The organism is Streptomyces griseicoloratus, from assembly GCF_014534645.1.
In the GTDB taxonomy this organism is placed as follows: Bacteria; Actinomycetota; Actinomycetes; order Streptomycetales; family Streptomycetaceae; genus Streptomyces; species Streptomyces griseicoloratus.
Genome location: NZ_JACVQF010000220.1, coordinates 162,098 through 177,072, shown reverse-complemented (window position 1 = coordinate 177,072; position 14,975 = coordinate 162,098). Strand labels below are relative to the sequence as shown.

At 73.2% G+C, this 14,975-nt stretch carries 16 protein-coding genes and 1 riboswitch; of the genes, 9 read left to right on the top strand and 7 right to left on the bottom strand.

Annotation, left to right across the window (positions count from 1 at the left end; genetic code table 11):
- Window positions 1-130 precede the first annotated feature (130 nt).
- Both dprE1 and dprE2 read left to right on the top strand, forming a co-directional pair.
- Window positions 131-1,486: a decaprenylphosphoryl-beta-D-ribose oxidase gene (gene dprE1, locus H0H10_RS28975; protein WP_188184082.1), complete on the top strand. Its 1,356-nt coding sequence runs from the start codon at window positions 131-133 to the stop codon at window positions 1,484-1,486.
- Between the two features lie 19 nt (window positions 1,487-1,505).
- Entirely contained in the window at window positions 1,506-2,261 is a 756-nt protein-coding gene (dprE2, locus tag H0H10_RS28970; RefSeq protein WP_188184081.1) for a decaprenylphospho-beta-D-erythro-pentofuranosid-2-ulose 2-reductase, read from the top strand.
- Window positions 2,262-2,659: 398 nt separating this feature from the next.
- On the opposite strand, the gene H0H10_RS28965 is transcribed toward dprE2, so the two are convergent.
- Entirely contained in the window at window positions 2,660-3,241 is a 582-nt protein-coding gene (locus tag H0H10_RS28965) for a 2'-5' RNA ligase family protein (protein ID WP_188184080.1), read from the bottom strand.
- 174 nt (window positions 3,242-3,415) lie between these two features.
- Window positions 3,416-4,429, bottom strand: coding sequence for a tryptophan--tRNA ligase (gene trpS / locus H0H10_RS28960; protein WP_188184079.1), 1,014 nt, complete (start codon window positions 4,427-4,429; stop codon window positions 3,416-3,418).
- A 131-nt stretch (window positions 4,430-4,560) separates the two neighbouring features.
- On the opposite strand from trpS, the gene H0H10_RS28955 reads away from it, so the two are divergent.
- From H0H10_RS28955 to H0H10_RS28940, 4 genes are all read left to right on the top strand, one after another.
- Window positions 4,561-5,133, top strand: coding sequence for an RNA polymerase sigma factor (locus H0H10_RS28955; RefSeq protein WP_309141921.1), 573 nt, complete (start codon window positions 4,561-4,563; stop codon window positions 5,131-5,133).
- The gene (locus H0H10_RS28950; protein WP_188184077.1) at window positions 5,126-6,001 is read left to right on the top strand and encodes a hypothetical protein; all 876 of its coding nucleotides are present in this window, start codon (window positions 5,126-5,128) and stop codon (window positions 5,999-6,001) included. The genes H0H10_RS28955 and H0H10_RS28950 overlap by 8 nt, the downstream gene beginning before the upstream one ends.
- Before the next feature lie 112 nt (window positions 6,002-6,113).
- Window positions 6,114-6,824 (top strand): hypothetical protein, encoded by a 711-nt coding sequence (locus H0H10_RS28945; RefSeq protein ID WP_223180564.1) that lies wholly within the window; start codon window positions 6,114-6,116, stop codon window positions 6,822-6,824.
- A 46-nt stretch (window positions 6,825-6,870) separates the two neighbouring features.
- Window positions 6,871-7,587 (top strand): hypothetical protein, encoded by a 717-nt coding sequence (locus tag H0H10_RS28940; protein WP_188184076.1) that lies wholly within the window; start codon window positions 6,871-6,873, stop codon window positions 7,585-7,587.
- Window positions 7,588-7,626: 39 nt separating this feature from the next.
- On the opposite strand, the gene H0H10_RS28935 is transcribed toward H0H10_RS28940, so the two are convergent.
- From H0H10_RS28935 to pdxR, 4 genes are all read right to left on the bottom strand, one after another.
- Complete coding sequence (locus H0H10_RS28935; RefSeq protein ID WP_188184075.1) at window positions 7,627-9,075, bottom strand: glycine hydroxymethyltransferase; 1,449 nt, start codon at window positions 9,073-9,075, stop codon at window positions 7,627-7,629.
- Between the two features lie 56 nt (window positions 9,076-9,131).
- Window positions 9,132-9,233: riboswitch (ZMP/ZTP riboswitch) on the bottom strand.
- 73 nt (window positions 9,234-9,306) lie between these two features.
- The gene (locus H0H10_RS28930) at window positions 9,307-10,491 is read right to left on the bottom strand and encodes a glutathionylspermidine synthase family protein (RefSeq protein WP_188184074.1); all 1,185 of its coding nucleotides are present in this window, start codon (window positions 10,489-10,491) and stop codon (window positions 9,307-9,309) included.
- A 3-nt stretch (window positions 10,492-10,494) separates the two neighbouring features.
- Window positions 10,495-10,848 carry a hypothetical protein gene (locus H0H10_RS28925; RefSeq protein ID WP_188184073.1) on the bottom strand — a complete coding sequence of 118 codons (354 nt, stop codon included), beginning with the start codon at window positions 10,846-10,848 and terminating at the stop codon, window positions 10,495-10,497.
- A gap of 78 nt (window positions 10,849-10,926) precedes the next feature.
- Entirely contained in the window at window positions 10,927-12,312 is a 1,386-nt protein-coding gene (gene pdxR, locus H0H10_RS28920) for a MocR-like pyridoxine biosynthesis transcription factor PdxR (protein ID WP_188184072.1), read from the bottom strand.
- Between the two features lie 46 nt (window positions 12,313-12,358).
- Here pdxR and H0H10_RS28915 point away from each other — a divergent pair, with 46 nt between their 5' ends.
- The 3 genes from H0H10_RS28915 to H0H10_RS28905 are packed head-to-tail and all read left to right on the top strand — an operon-like array spanning window position 12,359 to window position 14,024.
- On the top strand, window positions 12,359-12,865 hold the full coding sequence (locus tag H0H10_RS28915) for a carboxymuconolactone decarboxylase family protein (protein ID WP_188184071.1): 507 nt from the start codon (window positions 12,359-12,361) through the stop codon (window positions 12,863-12,865).
- A complete protein-coding gene (locus tag H0H10_RS28910) occupies window positions 12,862-13,308 on the top strand; it encodes a carboxymuconolactone decarboxylase family protein (protein WP_188184070.1) in 447 nt (148 codons plus the stop codon). Before H0H10_RS28915 ends, H0H10_RS28910 begins: the two co-directional genes overlap by 4 nt.
- On the top strand, window positions 13,305-14,024 hold the full coding sequence (locus H0H10_RS28905) for an isocitrate lyase/PEP mutase family protein (protein WP_188184069.1): 720 nt from the start codon (window positions 13,305-13,307) through the stop codon (window positions 14,022-14,024). The genes H0H10_RS28910 and H0H10_RS28905 overlap by 4 nt, the downstream gene beginning before the upstream one ends.
- A gap of 3 nt (window positions 14,025-14,027) precedes the next feature.
- On the opposite strand, the gene H0H10_RS28900 is transcribed toward H0H10_RS28905, so the two are convergent.
- A complete protein-coding gene (locus tag H0H10_RS28900; RefSeq protein ID WP_188184068.1) occupies window positions 14,028-14,975 on the bottom strand; it encodes an ABC transporter substrate-binding protein in 948 nt (315 codons plus the stop codon).

Sequence of the window (14,975 nt, the reverse complement as noted above, 5' to 3'; positions counted from 1 at the left end):
GACTCACTGTTCACCGCGACGGCACCGGAAGTCCGGCAATATCGAGCGACATACCATTAATCACCCGTTTCGGGGAGGCTTGTGAGGTTTCAGAACTAATCATTCGCATAGGGGCGCTACGGTCACCGGCATGTCTGCCGACACCGTTCCCGTCACCGGCTGGGGCCGTACGGCGCCCACCGCCGCCCGTCTGATCCGCCCACGGACGTACGAGGAGGCCGCGGCCGCGGTCCGGGGCTGCGGAGCCCGCGGCAGCATCCCGAGGGGCCTGGGGCGGGCGTACGGGGACGCCGCGCAGAACGCGGGCGGTGCCGTGCTCGACATGACGGGTCTGGACCGCATCCACGCCATCGACGCCGACGGCGGGACCGTGCTGTGCGACGCGGGCGTCTCCCTGCACCGGCTGATGGAGGTCCTGCTGCCGCTGGGCTGGTTCGTCCCGGTGACGCCCGGCACCCGGTACGTGACGGTGGGCGGGGCGATCGGCGCCGACATCCACGGCAAGAACCACCACGTCTCCGGCTCCTTCGCCCGCCACGTGCTGTCCCTGGAACTGCTCACCGCCGACGGCGAGATCCGCACCGTCGGTGCCGGCACGCCCCTGTTCGACGCGACCGCCGGCGGCATGGGCCTGACCGGCGTGATCCTGACCGCGACCGTGCGGCTCCAGCCCGTCGAGACCTCGCTGATGTCCGTCGACACCGAACGCGCCCGCGACCTCGACGACCTGATGGCCCGGCTGACGGCCGGCGACCACCGCTACCGCTACTCGGTGGCCTGGATCGACCTGCTCGCCCGCGGCGCGGCGACCGGCCGGGCGGTGCTCACCCGCGGCGACCACGCGCCCCTGGACGCCCTCCCCGCCCGCACGCGCGCACGGAGGCAGCCACTCGCCTTCCGCACCTCCCGTTTCCCGCCCGCCCCCGCCTTCGTGCCCGAGGGGCTGCTCAGCCGGACGACGGTCGGGCTCTTCAACGAACTCTGGTACCGCAAGGCCCCCCGCGCGTCCGCCGGCCGGCTCCAGCGGATCTCCACCTTCTTCCACCCCCTGGACGGCGTGCCCCACTGGAACCGGATCTACGGCCGCGGCGGGTTCGTGCAGTACCAGTTCGTCGTCGGCCACGGCCGGGAGGACGCCCTGCGCCGGATCGTGCGGCGGATCTCCGAGCACCGCTGCCCGTCCTTCCTGGCCGTCCTCAAGCGGTTCGGGGACGCCGGCCCGGGCTGGCTCTCCTTCCCCGTGCCGGGCTGGACGCTCGCCCTGGACATCCCCGCCGGCCTGCCCGGCCTCGGCGCCTTCCTGGACGGCCTGGACGAGGAGGTCGCCGCGGCCGGCGGCCGGGTCTACCTCGCCAAGGACTCCCGGCTGCGGCCCGAACTGCTCGCCGCGATGTACCCGCGCCTGGCCGAGTTCCGCGCGCTGCGGGCGGAACTGGACCCGCGCGGCGTGTTCGTCTCCGACCTGGCCCGCCGCCTCCACCTCTAGGCAACCTCTAGGAGCTGTCGTGAAGGACGCCTTCGGCACCCCCCAGTCCCTCCTCGTCCTCGGTGGTACGTCCGAGATCGCCCTGGCCACCGCACGCCGGCTGATCGCCCGCCGTACCCGCACCGTCTGGCTGGCGGGCCGCCCCTCCCCCGCCCTGGACGCGGCCGCCGGGCAGCTGCGCGGCCTCGGCGCCGAAACGCACACGGTCGCCTTCGACGCCCTCGACCCGGACTCCCACGAGGCCGTGCTCGGCAAGGTGTTCGCCGAGGGCGACGTCGACATGGTCCTGCTCGCCTTCGGCATCCTCGGCGACCAGGCGCACGACGAGCGGGAACCGGCCAGCGCGGTGCGGGTCGCGCAGACCAACTACACCGGCGCCGTCTCGGCCGGCCTGGTCAGCGCCCGCGCGCTCCAGGCCCAGGGCCACGGCTCGCTGGTGGTGCTCTCCTCCGTCGCCGGCGAACGCGCCCGCCGCGCCAACTTCATCTACGGCTCCAGCAAGGCCGGCCTGGACGCCTTCGCCCAGGGGCTGGGCGACGCCCTGCACGGGACGGGGGTGCACGTCATGGTCGTACGTCCCGGGTTCGTCCGGTCGCGGATGACCGCCGGGCTGGAGGAGGCGCCGTTCGCCACGACGCCGGAGGCCGTCGCGGGCGCCATCGAGCTGGGGCTGCGGCGGCGTTCGGAGACGGTGTGGGTGCCCGGCGCGCTGCGGGTGGTGATGTCGGCGCTGCGCCACCTGCCGCGCGCGGTGTTCCGGCGGCTGCCGGTGTAGGGCCGGCGCACGGACCGGCCCCCGCGCCGGGGGCCCCGTCCGGCGTCGGGAGCCGTCCGGCGTCGGGCCGCACACGTCGAGGGCACGCGCCGGCCGACACGCGCGCGTGGAGCGATTCTCCGTGGACCCGGTGCGGCCGGTGCGGCCGGTTGGTCCACGCCACCGCCGTCCGGTGCCCCCGCGGACGGGCCGCAGGCGACGGGGCATCGGCGCTGCGGCGCTGCGCCACCTGCCGCGCGCGGTGTTCCGGCGGCTGCCGGTGTAGGGCCGGCGCGCGGACCGGGGCTCCGTGGACCCGGTGCGGCCGGTGGTCCATGTCGCCGCCGTCGCGTGTCCGCTCGGGCCGGCCGCGCAGGCTACGGGGCCCGTCTTCGCCGTGGCGTCCGGCCCGCTGCCGGTCAGTGCGCGGCCAGTCCGCCCCGTTCCAGGGGAGCACCGGCCTGCGGCGGCACCACCGCACCGCCGAACGCGTACTCGCGCAGCTTGCGCCAGACGCCGTCGGCGCCCTGCTCGTACAGGGCGAAGCCGCTGCACGTCCACTCGGCCTCGTACCCGGCCAGTTCCTCGTACGCGCGGTCCATGGCGGCGTCGTCGATGCCGTGCGCCACCGTGACGTGCGGGTGGTAGGGGAACTGCAGTTCGCGTGCCACGGGCCCGGAGGCGTCCCGGACCCGCGTCTGGAGCCGGGCGCAGTCCTCCGCGCCCTCGACGACCTGGACGAACACCACCGGTGACAGCGGCCGGAAGGTTCCGGTCCCGGACAGCCGCATGGGGAAGGACCGGCCGGCCGCGGCGACGCCGGTGAGGTGCGCCTCGATGGCCGGCAGGTCGGCGCCGTCGACCTCCGTCGGCGGCAGCAGCGTGACGTGCGTGGGGATGCCGTGAGCCGCGGCGTCGCCGAAGCCCGCGCGCAGCTGCTGGAGCTCGCTGCCGTGAGGCTCCGGGACCGCGATCGACACGCCGATCGTTACGGTCCCCACGTCGTCTCCTGTCCTTCTGTCCGTGCCGCGCCCCGCCGGGCGAGCGGCGGTGGCCGCCGATGCGGCCACCCGGTTATCGACTGTACGGCCACGACCGCGCCGCGGGCAGGCGCAAGCGGAGTGATGTGCAGCGCTCCGCGCGCGGTCGTACGGCCCGGGGCCGGGGTGGTGCGGTCAGTGCTTGGCGGGCAGGAAGCCCACCACGTCGTAGGTGCGGGAGAGGGTCTCCGCGGCGACGGCACGAGCCTTCTCCGCGCCCTTGGCCAGGACGGAGTCGAGCGTCTCCGGGTCGTCGAGGTACTGCTGGGTGCGCTCCCGGAAGGGCGTCACGAACTCGACCATGACCTCGGCGAGGTCCGTCTTGAGCGCTCCGTAGCCCTTGCCCGCGTACTTCTCCTCCAGCTCGGTGATCCCCGCGCCGGTGAGGGTCGAGTAGATGGAGAGGAGGTTGCTGACGCCCGGCTTGTTCTCCGGGTCGAAGCGGATCACGGTGTCCGTGTCGGTGACCGCGCTCTTGACCTTCTTGGCGGTGGTCTTCGGCTCGTCCAGGAGGTTGATCAGGCCCTTCGGCGTGGACGCCGACTTGCTCATCTTGATCGACGGGTCCTGGAGGTCGTAGATCTTCGCGGTCTCCTTCAGGATGTACGGCGAGGGGACGGTGAAGGTCTGGCCGAAACGGCCGTTGAAGCGCTCGGCGAGGTCGCGGGTGAGCTCGATGTGCTGGCGCTGGTCCTCGCCGACGGGTACCTCGTTGGCCTGGTAGAGCAGGATGTCCGCGACCTGGAGGATCGGGTACGTGAACAGGCCGACGGAGGCGCGTTCGGCGCCCTGCTTGGCGGACTTGTCCTTGAACTGGGTCATGCGGGACGCCTCGCCGAAGCCCGTGAGGCAGTTCATGACCCACGCGAGCTGGGCGTGCTCGGGGACGTGGCTCTGGACGAAGAGCGTGCAGCGGTCCGGGTCCAGACCGGCGGCCAGCAGCTGGGCGGCGGCGAGCCTGGTGTTGGCGCGCAGCTCCTTCGGGTCCTGCGGAACCGTGATCGCGTGCAGGTCGACGACCATGTAGAACGCGTCGTGGGTCTCCTGCAGGGCCACCCACTGGCGGACGGCGCCGAGGTAGTTGCCGAGGTGGAACGAGCCTGCGGTGGGCTGGATTCCGGAGAGCACGCGGGGTCGGTCAGAAGCCATGCTCACCATTCTCTCAGGTCGCGCGGGCCGCTCCGGAACTGGCCGGAAACAGGTGGGAACCGATCGGCCCCCGGCGGTGTACCAAGTGTGTGAGGACGCGGGAGGGGGGCCGCATCGTCGATGAGGCCGCGGTGATCGCACGCGTACGCGCCGGGGAGCCGGAGGCGTACGCGCAGCTGGTGCGGGCCCATACGGGCATCGCGCTGCGGGCGGCCACCGCGCTCGGGGCGGGTGCGGACGCGGAGGACGTGGTGCAGCAGGCGTTCGTCAAGGCCTACTGCGCGCTCGGACGGTTCCGGGAGGGCACGGCGTTCAAACCGTGGCTGCTGGCGATCGTGGCGAACGAGACGAGGAACACCGTGCGCACGGCCGCGCGCCAGCGCACGCTCGCCGATCGAGAGGCGGCGTTCGTGGAGGCGGAGCCGCTGATACCGGAATCGGCGGACCCGGCGGTCGCGACCCTGCGGACCGAGCGCCGGTCGGCGCTGCTGGCCGCCCTGGAGCAGCTGAGCGAGGAGCATCGTCTGGTCGTCACCTACCGCTATCTGCTGGAGATGGACGAGTCCGAGACGGCCCAGGCCCTGGGCTGGCCCCGGGGGACGGTGAAGTCGCGGCTGAGCCGCGCGCTCAGGAAGCTGGCCCGGCTGCTGCCGGACTTCCGGCCCGGGGACGAGCTGCGGGAAGGAGGTGAGGGGCGTGCGTGACGAGCGGGAGGCGTCCGGAGGGGACGGCGGGCTGCCGGAGGAGCTCCGGGCGCTGGGGCGGTCGCTGGATCCGCCGGGGAGCGACGGCGGCGCGGGGCCGGAGACGATGGTCGAGCGGGTGCTGGGACAGATACTCGCCGAGAACCTGCCGGTGCCGGTGGCCGCGCCGTCGGGGCCGGCGGAGCGGCTGCGGGCGGTGCGGCGCTGGGCGCGGGCGCGGTGGCGTTCGCTGACGGCCGCGCTGTGCGGTCTGCTGACGGTGCTCGTGCTCACGCCCCCCGTGCGGGCGGTGGTGCTGGACTGGTTCGGCTTCGCCGGCGTCGAGGTGCGGTACGACCCGTCGGCGCGGCCGTCGCCCGGCGCCGAGGTCCCCGGCTGCGGGCGGTCGGTCTCCCTCGCGCGGGCCGGGCAGCAGGCCGGGTTCGAGCCGGTGGTGCCGGCGGCGCTGGGCGCGCCGGACGCGGTTTCGGTGACCGGGATGCCGCGCGGGCGGTTCCTGGTGAGTCTGTGCTGGCGCGACGTGTCGGGCGGGCGGGGCGGCACGGTCCGGCTGGACCAGTACCCGGCCCGGCTGGACATCGGCTTCGCCAAGACCGTGCGCGAGCAGCCGGAGTGGCTGTACCTCGGCGGTGGCGGCACGGCCGGCGGGGTCCCGGATCCGGCGCTGTGGTTCCGGCGGCCGCACCTGCTGAGTTTCTGGCTGGTGGACGCGGACGGGCAGCGCTTCATGCGCCAGGAGCGCACGGCCGGTCCGACGCTGCTGTGGACCCGGGACGGTGGGGAGATGACGCTGCGGCTGGAGGGGGTGGCGTCGAAGGCGCGGGCCGAGGAGATCGCGGAGTCGGTGCGGGAGCCGTCCCGGAAGTAGTGGGTGCGGGGTGGGAACGCGGGCGGGCCGGGCGGTGTACCAGAAGTGACATGCGGCTCGGGGACGGGCCGCCCGGCTTCGGCGGTTGGGGGTTCGGATGCGCAGGTGGTGGGTGAAGGCCCGTGGACTGACGGCTCTGGCGGGAGCGTTGGCGGCAGTGCTGACCCTGATGATGTGGGGCGCGTCGTCCGCCTCGGCCGGGGGGCCGACGAGCGTGCTGCTGGTCTCGCGGGCGAGCGGGGAGACGGCGTCGCTGTCCCACGCGGACAGGGAGTACGGGGAGTTGGAGCGGTTGCTGGGCCCGGCGGGCGAGGGCAGCCGAACCAAGGCCCCCGAGGCCGATCTGCAGTCCGCCTTGCTGATCAACGTGACATGGATGGTGCACGACGTGACGCCCTGGCGGGTCGACCAGGTCTATCCGGCGCTCGACGGCGGGCCGGTCTGGATACACACGTCGACGGACGTGCCCGGCTCGATGCGGGGCCACTGGCACCGCGCCGAGCAGCCGGACCGCCTCCGTGCCCTGCTGAAGGAGCTGGGCCTGACGGGCAGGGCATGGGTCGACGGCTCCTCCGGCGTCGTCCCGGCGCCACAGGAGACGGGCGGGTCCCGGGCGGACGGGAGCACGGCAGCCGTGGCACCGCAGACACCTGCCGCACGGACGGCCGCGGTGACGGACGACGGTACGGACTGGTGGTGGGCGGTGCCGGGCGCGGCGGCCGGTGCGGTGCTGGCGCTGGTGCTGCGGCCATGGGTCTCGCGGATACCGGGGGAGCTCCGCCGGCGCAGGGCGGAGCCTCGGCAGCAGCTGTTCGACGCGTGAGGCACCGGGGCAGCGCACGGGATACGGCGGGAGACGTGGGGGGCTCATGGCACGCAGGGGCGGACGGGCGAGGGCGGGCCTGGTCGTGGTTCTGCCGGTGACGGCGGCGGTGGTCCTGTGCGGGGTGTCGCAGGCGGGGGCCGACGACGCCCGGCCGGCCCGTGACGCGCCGGATCTGGCCGTGGTCCTCACCGCGGCCGGCGGGCCCACGGCGGTGTCCTCGGGGCAGGCGGAGTTCGCCCTTCTGTGGCAGCTGCTGCAGCCGGCGTTCAACGGGACGGAGCCCGTGCCGAGGGCATGGGTGAAGGGCGACCATCCGCCCGTGCGGATGACGGTGGTCTGGGGGCTGACCGGCGTCGGGGGCTGGCCGTCGACGCGGCGGCCGCCGGGGGGCGATGTCGCTCTTCGGCGGGTGGACCAGCTGTTCGTGGCCGAGGACGGCACACCGTGGGTGCGCACGGACCCGGCGCCGGACGTGGAGGACGACGACATCCGCTGGCACCGTGCGCCGCGCTGGGCCTATGAGCGGTCGGCGTGGGTGGGGCCGTTCGCTGCCGCCTCCAAGGGCGGCGACGGTTCGCGGTCCCGGTCCGCGGAGGCCGGGCGCGGCTCCGGGGGGCGGCCGGGAGCGGACGGCTTCTGGTGGGCGGCCGGCGGCCTGGCCGCCGGGGTCGGCGGCACGCTGCTGATACGCCGCGCGGCGGTCCGGCGTGAGGCCGGGCCGCCGCGGGAGGAGCCACGTCAGGAGCTGATCGATCTTTGAGCGCCGCCGGGCGGGCCGGCGGAGCGTCCGCGGCCCGGGTCAGCCGAGGTCGATCTCCGGGTAGAGGGGGAAGCCGGCCACGAGGTCGGTGGCGCGGCGGGAGATCTCGTCCGCGACCTTGGGGTCGAGGACGTGCTGGGCCTTGGAGGGGGTGCCCTTGCTGGTGGTGCCCGGCTCGGTGGTGGTCAGGACGCGGTCGATGAGGCCGGCGACCTCGTCCATCTCGGCCGTGCCCAGCCCGCGGGTGGTCAGGGCGGGGGTGCCGATGCGGATGCCGGAGGTGTACCAGGCGCCGTTCGGGTCGGCCGGGATGGCGTTGCGGTTGGTGACGATGCCGGACTCCAGCAGAGCGGCCTCGGCCTGGCGGCCGGTGAGGCCGTAGGAGGTGGCGACGTCGATCAGGTTGAGGTGGTTGTCGGTGCCGCCGGTGACGAGGGTCGCGCCCCGGCGCATCAGGCCCCCGGCGAGGGCGCGGGAGTTGTCCACGATGCGCTGGGCGTAGTCGCGGAAGGAGGGCTGGCGTGCCTCGGCCAGGGCGACCGCCTTGGCGGCCATGACGTGCGGGAGCGGGCCGCCGAGGACCATCGGGCAGCCGCGGTCCACCTGGTCCTTGAGGGAGTCGTCGCACAGGACCATGCCGCCGCGCGGGCCGCGCAGCGACTTGTGGGTGGTGGTGGTGACGATCTGGGCGTGCGGGACCGGGTCGAAGTCGCCGGTGAGGACCTTGCCGGCGACGAGACCGGCGAAGTGCGCCATGTCGACCATGAGCGTGGCGCCGACCTCGTCGGCGATCTCGCGCATGATCCGGAAGTTCACCAGACGGGGGTAGGCGGAGTAGCCGGCGACGATGATCAGCGGCTTGAACTCGCGGGCCTGGGCGCGCAGGGCCTCGTAGTCGATCAGGCCGGTGGCGGGGTCGGTGCCGTAGGAGCGCTGGTCGAACATCTTGCCGGAGATGTTCGGGCGGAAGCCGTGGGTGAGGTGGCCGCCGGCGTCCAGGGACATGCCGAGCATGCGCTGGTTGCCGAAGGCCTGGCGCAGCTCGGCCCAGTCGGCGTCGGAGAGGTCGTTGATCTGGCGGACGCCGGTCTTCTCCAGGAAGGGCGCCTCGACACGGTCGGCGAGGACGGCCCAGAAGGCGACGAGGTTGGCGTCGATGCCGGAGTGCGGCTGGACGTAGGCGTGGCGGGCGCCGAAGAGCTCACGTGCGTGCTCGGCGGCCAGGGACTCGACGGTGTCGACGTTGCGGCAGCCGGCGTAGAAGCGGCGGCCGACGGTGCCCTCGGCGTACTTGTCGCTGAACCAGTTGCCCATCGCGAGGAGGGTCGCCGGGGAGGCGTAGTTCTCGGAGGCGATCAGCTTGAGCATCTCGCGCTGGTCGGCGACCTCCTGGCCGATGGCGTCGGCGACGCGCGGCTCGACGGAACGGATCACGTCGAGGGCGGCGCGGTAGGCGGTGGAAGCGGTGGAGAGGGGCTCGGCTGACATGGGGACCTCCGGACGTTGCGTTCAGCGTTCACGGTAGGCCCTGACGTGACGACAGGGCCCAAGGCCCAGGCGCACGGCACATGTGCCGGACCCGACGGGTCCGGGGGCCGCTTCCCGATGGTTGGTCCCATCCCAGCGCGCCAGTCACGGCCCGTGAGCAGCCTACCGGGCGGCACGGAGTGCCGTGGTCCGGCGTCCACCATGCGGGCGGCGGTGTCCCCTACGGGGGCGTCACAGGATCACGTGCGGCAGGAAGCGGGCGTACTCGTCCGTGATCAGGCCCTTGGACTCCCGGATGCCCAGTCCCGCCGACTCGTTCTCCACCACCCAGGCGCCCAGGACCACCCGGTTGCCGTCGAAGTCGGGCAGCGGGGCCAGTTCCTGGTAGCAGCAGGGCTCGGTGCGGGTGACCGCCTCGGTGCCGGGGCGGTGGACCGTGACGCCCGCGCCCTCGCGGCCCAGCAGCGGCTTGGCGACGTAGCCGGTGGTGTGCGCCAGCTCCCGTGGGCCGTCCAGGTGGGCGGGGAGGAGGTTGGGGTGGCCGGGGTACAGCTCCCAGAGGATGGCCAGCAGGGCCTTGTTGCTGAGCAGCATCTTCCAGGCGGGCTCGATCCACAGGGTGCTGCCGGTGCCGCCGCCGTTGTCGAGGGTGTCCAGGACGTGGCCGGCGAAGCGGTCGGTGGTGAGCCATTCCCAGGGGTAGAGCTTGAAGATGCTGCGGATGAAGCGGAGCTTGTTGTCGACGAAGCGGCCGGACAGGCGGTCCCAGCCGATCTCCTCCATGGAGATCCAGTCGGTGTCGAGGCCGGCCTGTTCGGCGGTCTCCTTGAGATAGGCGACCGTCATCAGGTCCTCGCCGAGTTCGTCGGCGGAGGAGTGTGCGAAGTACAGGGGGCTGCCGGGCGGGAGCAGGGCGGCCTGCTTCTTCCAGGCGTCGATCAGGCGCTCGTGGAGGGAGTTCCACTGGTCGGCGCCGGGGAAGCGCTCCTCCATCCAGAACCACTGCGGGGAGGCGGCCTCCACGAGGGAGGTGGGGGTGTCGGCGTTGTACTCCAGGAGCTTGGCCGGGCCGGTGCCGTCGTAGCGCAGGTCGAAGCGGGCGTAGACGGAGGGCAGTTCGGCGCGGCGGTGCCATGCCTCGGCGACCGCGCGGGCCACGCGCGGGTCGGTGATACCGAGGTCGGCGAAGCGGTCGGCGGTGACGATGTGCTCGGCAGCGGCCAGGCACATGCGGTGGAGTTCCTCGACGACCTCCTCCAGCGCCTCGACCTCCTCCAGGCTGAAGACGTAGTAGGCGCTCTCGTCCCAGTAGGGGCGCAGGGAGTCGTCGGGGTAGCGGGTCAGGGGGTAGATGCACCCCTGTTCCTCGACGGTCTGCTGCCAGCCGGGGCGGGGGTCGATGGTACGGCGCTCCACGGCTCAGCCGCCGCCGCTGCCGGAGCCGGAGCAGCCGAAGCCGCCGCGGTCGACGGCCTCGTCACGGCTGAAGGTGCCGTAGTCGGCCCAGCCGCCGGTGACCTCGGCGTCGTAGTACCAGTCGGCGTTCGTCACCCGCTTCGCGGCGCCGGTCTTGCGTCCCTTGCCGGAGGAGGAGCCCGACGACTTGCAGTTCTTGTCGGCGACGATCTTGTACCCGTTGAGGTAGTCGTAGCTGTCGCGGTCCACGCAGCGGCGGTCCGGGTCCGAGCCGCACGCGCTCAGGGCCGCCGCGAGGACCCCCATGCCGCCGAGCACCACGGTGCTCGACCGCAGCCGTCGCCGGGTCTCTGCCATGTCCTTGTCTCCCCGTTGTCCGTGCAGGTGTACGACAGTTGGGCCGATCGAGTGTATGGCCGCCGCCGGGCCTGGACTCTACGGCAGCGCACGGCACAGCGCGTCCAGCGCCCCCGCCCAGGCGTGGTCGGGCGGGGTGCCGTAGCCGACGACCACGGCGTCCAGCGGTTCCGTCACCGCTTCCGGGTGGCGGAAGAAGGACAGTCCGTACAGGCCCAGGCCCTGCCAGGCGGCCGAGCGGACCACCGACGCCTCGGTGCCGGGCGGCAGCCGCAGGACGGCGTGCAGACCGGCGGCGATGCCGGTGGCCCGGACCTCGGGGGCGCGTTCGGCGAGCGCCGCGACCAGGGCGTCGCGGCGGCGGCGGTAGCGCAGGCGGGCGGAGCGCACGTGCCGGTCGTAGGCGCCGGAGGTGAGGAACTCGGCCAGGGTGAGCTGGTCCAGCACCCCGCAGGTGTCGAGGCCGCCCCTGGCCGCGGTGAGTTCGTCGGCGAGGCCCGGCGGCAGCACCGCCCAGGCCAGCCGGAGGCCGGGCGCCAGGGACTTGCTGGCGGTGCCCAGGTAGACCACGTGGTCGGGGTCCAGGCCCTGGAGGGCGCCGACGGGCTGGCGGTCGTAGCGGAACTCCCCGTCGTAGTCGTCCTCCAGGACCAGGCCGCCGGTGCGCCGGGCCCAGTCCACGACGGCCGCCCTGCGGTCGGGGTGCAGGGGCGCGCCCATCGGGAACTGGTGGGCGGGGGTGAGCAGCACGGCGCCCTCGTCCTTCAGCGGTCCGGGGTCGGTGCCCCGTTCGTCGAAGGGCAGCGGGACGGTGCGCAGGCCGGCCGCGGTCAGCAGGTCGCGGTGCACGCCGAGGCCGTAGGACTCGACGGCGACGGTGCGCACGCCGCGGGCGCGCAGCACCGCGCCGAGCACCGTCAGACCGTGCGCGAACCCGCCGCAGACCAGGATGCGCTGCGGGTCGGCGCGGACGCCGCGGGCCCGGGCGAGGTAGCCGGCGAGCGCGGAGCGCAGCTCGGGGCGGCCGCGGGGGTCGCCGTAGCCGAGGGCGTCGTTCGGGGCGGTGGTGAGGGCACGGCGGGTGGCCTTCAGCCACTCCGCGCGCGGGAAGGAGGCGAGGTCGGGGGTGCCGGGGCGCAGGTCGTGGGCGGGTCGGGCCGGCTCACGGCGGCGGTGCGCCGAGCCGGCCGGCGGGACGACCGTGCGATCGCCCACCCGGGTGCCGGAACCCTGCCGAGCGGTGAGCCAGCCCTCGGCGACGAGGTCGGCGTAGGCGTCGGCGACGGTGTTGCGGGCGATGCCGAGGTCGGCGGCGAGGGAGCGGGAGGACGGCAGCCGCGTGCCGGGCGCGAGCCGGCCGGTGCGGACGGCTTCGCGCAGCGCGTCGGTCAGCCCGCGGCGCAGCCCCGGACCGGTCGGTTCCAGGTGCAGGTCGACGCCCAAGGTGGCCCACTGTTCTGCCATGGAAGTGGACCATACTCCTGGGCTGCTTCCTCCCTAGGGTCGAGGCATGACGACTTACACCGAGGACACGTCCACCGCATACGCCTCCGAGCTGCCCGTCCGCCTGCGCTGGGCCGAGCACGCCCCGGCGGTCTACAAGGCGATGATCAAGCTCGACACCGCTGCCCGGCAGGGTCTGGACCCGAAGCTCTACGAACTGGTGAAGATCCGCGCCTCGCAGATCAACCACTGCGCCCTGTGCATCGACATGCACACCAAGGACGCGCTCGCGGCCGGCGAGAGCGTCGAGCGGATCATCCTGCTGAACGCGTGGGAGGAGTCGCGGCACTACTACACCGAGAAGGAACTCGCCGCCCTGGAGCTGACCGAGGCGGTGACCGTCCTGACGGACGGGTTCGTGCCGGACGAGGTGTACGAGAAGGCCGCGAAGCACTTCGAGGAGGCCGAGCTGGCACAGCTGATCTCCGCGATCGCGGTGATCAACGCCTGGAACCGGTTCGGCGTGACGTGCCGGATGACGCCGGGGCACTACCAGCCGGGACAGCACGCGTGACGGCTCGTACGACGCTGCTCGACCGGGAGGTCGCCCAGGCCATGTCCGCGCTGAGCGCGGCCGCGAAGAAGGGGCTCGGCGACCCGGCGCTCGCCGAGCTGGTGATGATCCGCGCCTCGCAGATCAACCACTGCGCCTTCTGCCTGGACATGCACCTCACCATCGCCCGCAAGAGCGGTGTGAGCGAGAAGCAACTCGATCTTCTCGAAGCGTGGGAGGAGGCCGGGGACGTCTTCGACGAGCGGGAGCGGGCCGCGCTCGCGCTGACGGAGGCGGTGACGGTCCTCACGGACGGTTTCGTGCCCGACGAGGTGTACGAGCGGGCCGCCGCCCGTTTCACCGACGCGGAACTGGCGCACCTCACAGGGCTGGTCGCCGTGATCAACGGCTGGAACCGTGTGATGGTCAGCCGCCGCATTCCGCCGGGAGGTTATGCACCATGAGCCATGCGGACGTCTTCCGCGCCCTCCACCACGGCCGTGCCCCGGACGACCCCCTGGTCCTGCCCGGCCCCTGGGACGCGGCGAGCGCCCGCGTGTTCGCCGAGGCCGGGTTCCCGGCGCTGGCGACGCCCAGCGCCGGGGTCGCCGCCTCCCTCGGGTACGAGGACGGGCAGACCCCCGCGGACGAGATGTTCGCGGCGGTCGCCCGGATCACCCGGTCGGTGGACGTACCGGTGTCGGCGGACGTGGAGGACGGGTACGGGCTCGCGCCGAAGGAGCTGGTGGAGCGGCTGCTGGAGGCGGGAGCCGTGGGCTGCAACCTGGAGGACTCCGTGCGCGGGGAGCTCAAGGACCCGCAGGAGCACGCCGAGTGGCTGGCCGAGGTGCGCTCCGAGGCCGCGGAACGGCTCTTCGTCAACGCCCGCGTCGACACGTTCGTCCGCGGGATCGACGATCCGGACCGGGCCATCGAGCGGGCAGCGCTCTACGTCGCCGCGGGCGCCGACTGCGTGTATCCGATCGCCGCCCCGCACTCCGTCCTGCCGCTGCTGCGGGCGGGGATCCAGGGGCCGGTCAACGTGGTGGCCACGCCCGGGGTCGGCCCCTCGCCCGCCGAACTCGGCGAACTCGGGGCCACCCGGATCACGTTCGGGCCGGGCCTCCAGCGGCGCGCTGCCGGGGCGCTGCGGGAGATCGCGGGACAGCTCGTGAAGTGAGGGTCAGGGCAGCCACGCCTTCCAGACGGACTCGTGGCTGTCCACCCACTTCTTCGCCGCCTCCTCGGGGGACAGCTTCTGCTCGGCGATCATCAGGGAGACCTCGTTCTGGTCCTCGGTCGTCCACCTGAACTTCTTCAGGAACGCCGCCGCCTCGCCGCCGTCCTTCGCGAAGCCGGCGTTGAGGTACTTCTGCAACGGGGTGTGCGGGTAGGCGCAGTCGACGTTCGCGGGGTCGGCGTCGCAGCCCTCCTCGTACGGCGGCAGCTTCACCTCCGTCATCGGGACCTTCTCGAACAGCCACTGCGGGGAGTACCAGTAGGTCAGGAAGGGCTTCTTCTCCTTGGCGAACTGCTTGATCTGGGTGATCTGGGCGGCCTCGGAGCCCGCGAAGACGACCTTGTAGTCCAGGTCCAGGTTCTTCACCAGGGCCTGGTCGTTCGTGACGTAGGACGGGGAGCCGTCCATCAGCTGGCCCTTGCCGCCGCTCTCCGGGGTGCGGAGCAGGCCGGCGTACTTGTCGAGGTTCTTCCAGTCCGTGACGTCCGGGTGCTCCTCGGCGAAGTACGTGGGGACGAACCAGCCGATGTGTCCGGTGACTCCGAGGCCGCCGCCGTTCACGATCGTCTTCTTGTCCTCGACGTACCGCTGCTCCTGCTCGGGGTGGCCCCAGTCCTCCAGGATGGCGTCGACCCGGCCCTGGCTGAGCGCGTCCCAGGCGGGGACCTCGTCGACCTGGACGGTGTCGACGCGGTAGCCGAGCTCGTGCTCCAGCAGGTATTGGGCGACGGCGACGTTGGCCTGGGCGCCGACCCAGGACTGCACGGACAGGGTGACGGTCTTGGTGCCCCGGGCGTTCGCGAACGGGGACGCCTGCTGGGTCATGTCGGCGGCGCCGCAGCCGGTCAGCAGCACCAGCGAGCCCACCACGGCGGTCGTACGCAGTCGCAT

Coding starts and splice junctions, on each gene's coding strand:
- dprE1 (WP_188184082.1), top strand. CDS start 131: ATGTCTGCCGACACCGTTCCCGTCACCGGCTGGGGCCGTACGGCGCCC.
- trpS (WP_188184079.1), bottom strand. CDS start 4,429: ATGGCTTCTGACCGACCCCGCGTGCTCTCCGGAATCCAGCCCACCGCA.
- H0H10_RS28940 (WP_188184076.1), top strand. CDS start 6,871: ATGGCACGCAGGGGCGGACGGGCGAGGGCGGGCCTGGTCGTGGTTCTG.
- H0H10_RS28935 (WP_188184075.1), bottom strand. CDS start 9,075: ATGTCAGCCGAGCCCCTCTCCACCGCTTCCACCGCCTACCGCGCCGCC.
- H0H10_RS28925 (WP_188184073.1), bottom strand. CDS start 10,848: ATGGCAGAGACCCGGCGACGGCTGCGGTCGAGCACCGTGGTGCTCGGC.
- pdxR (WP_188184072.1), bottom strand. CDS start 12,312: ATGGCAGAACAGTGGGCCACCTTGGGCGTCGACCTGCACCTGGAACCG.
- H0H10_RS28915 (WP_188184071.1), top strand. CDS start 12,359: ATGACGACTTACACCGAGGACACGTCCACCGCATACGCCTCCGAGCTG.
- H0H10_RS28905 (WP_188184069.1), top strand. CDS start 13,305: ATGAGCCATGCGGACGTCTTCCGCGCCCTCCACCACGGCCGTGCCCCG.
- H0H10_RS28900 (WP_188184068.1), bottom strand. CDS start 14,975: ATGCGACTGCGTACGACCGCCGTGGTGGGCTCGCTGGTGCTGCTGACC.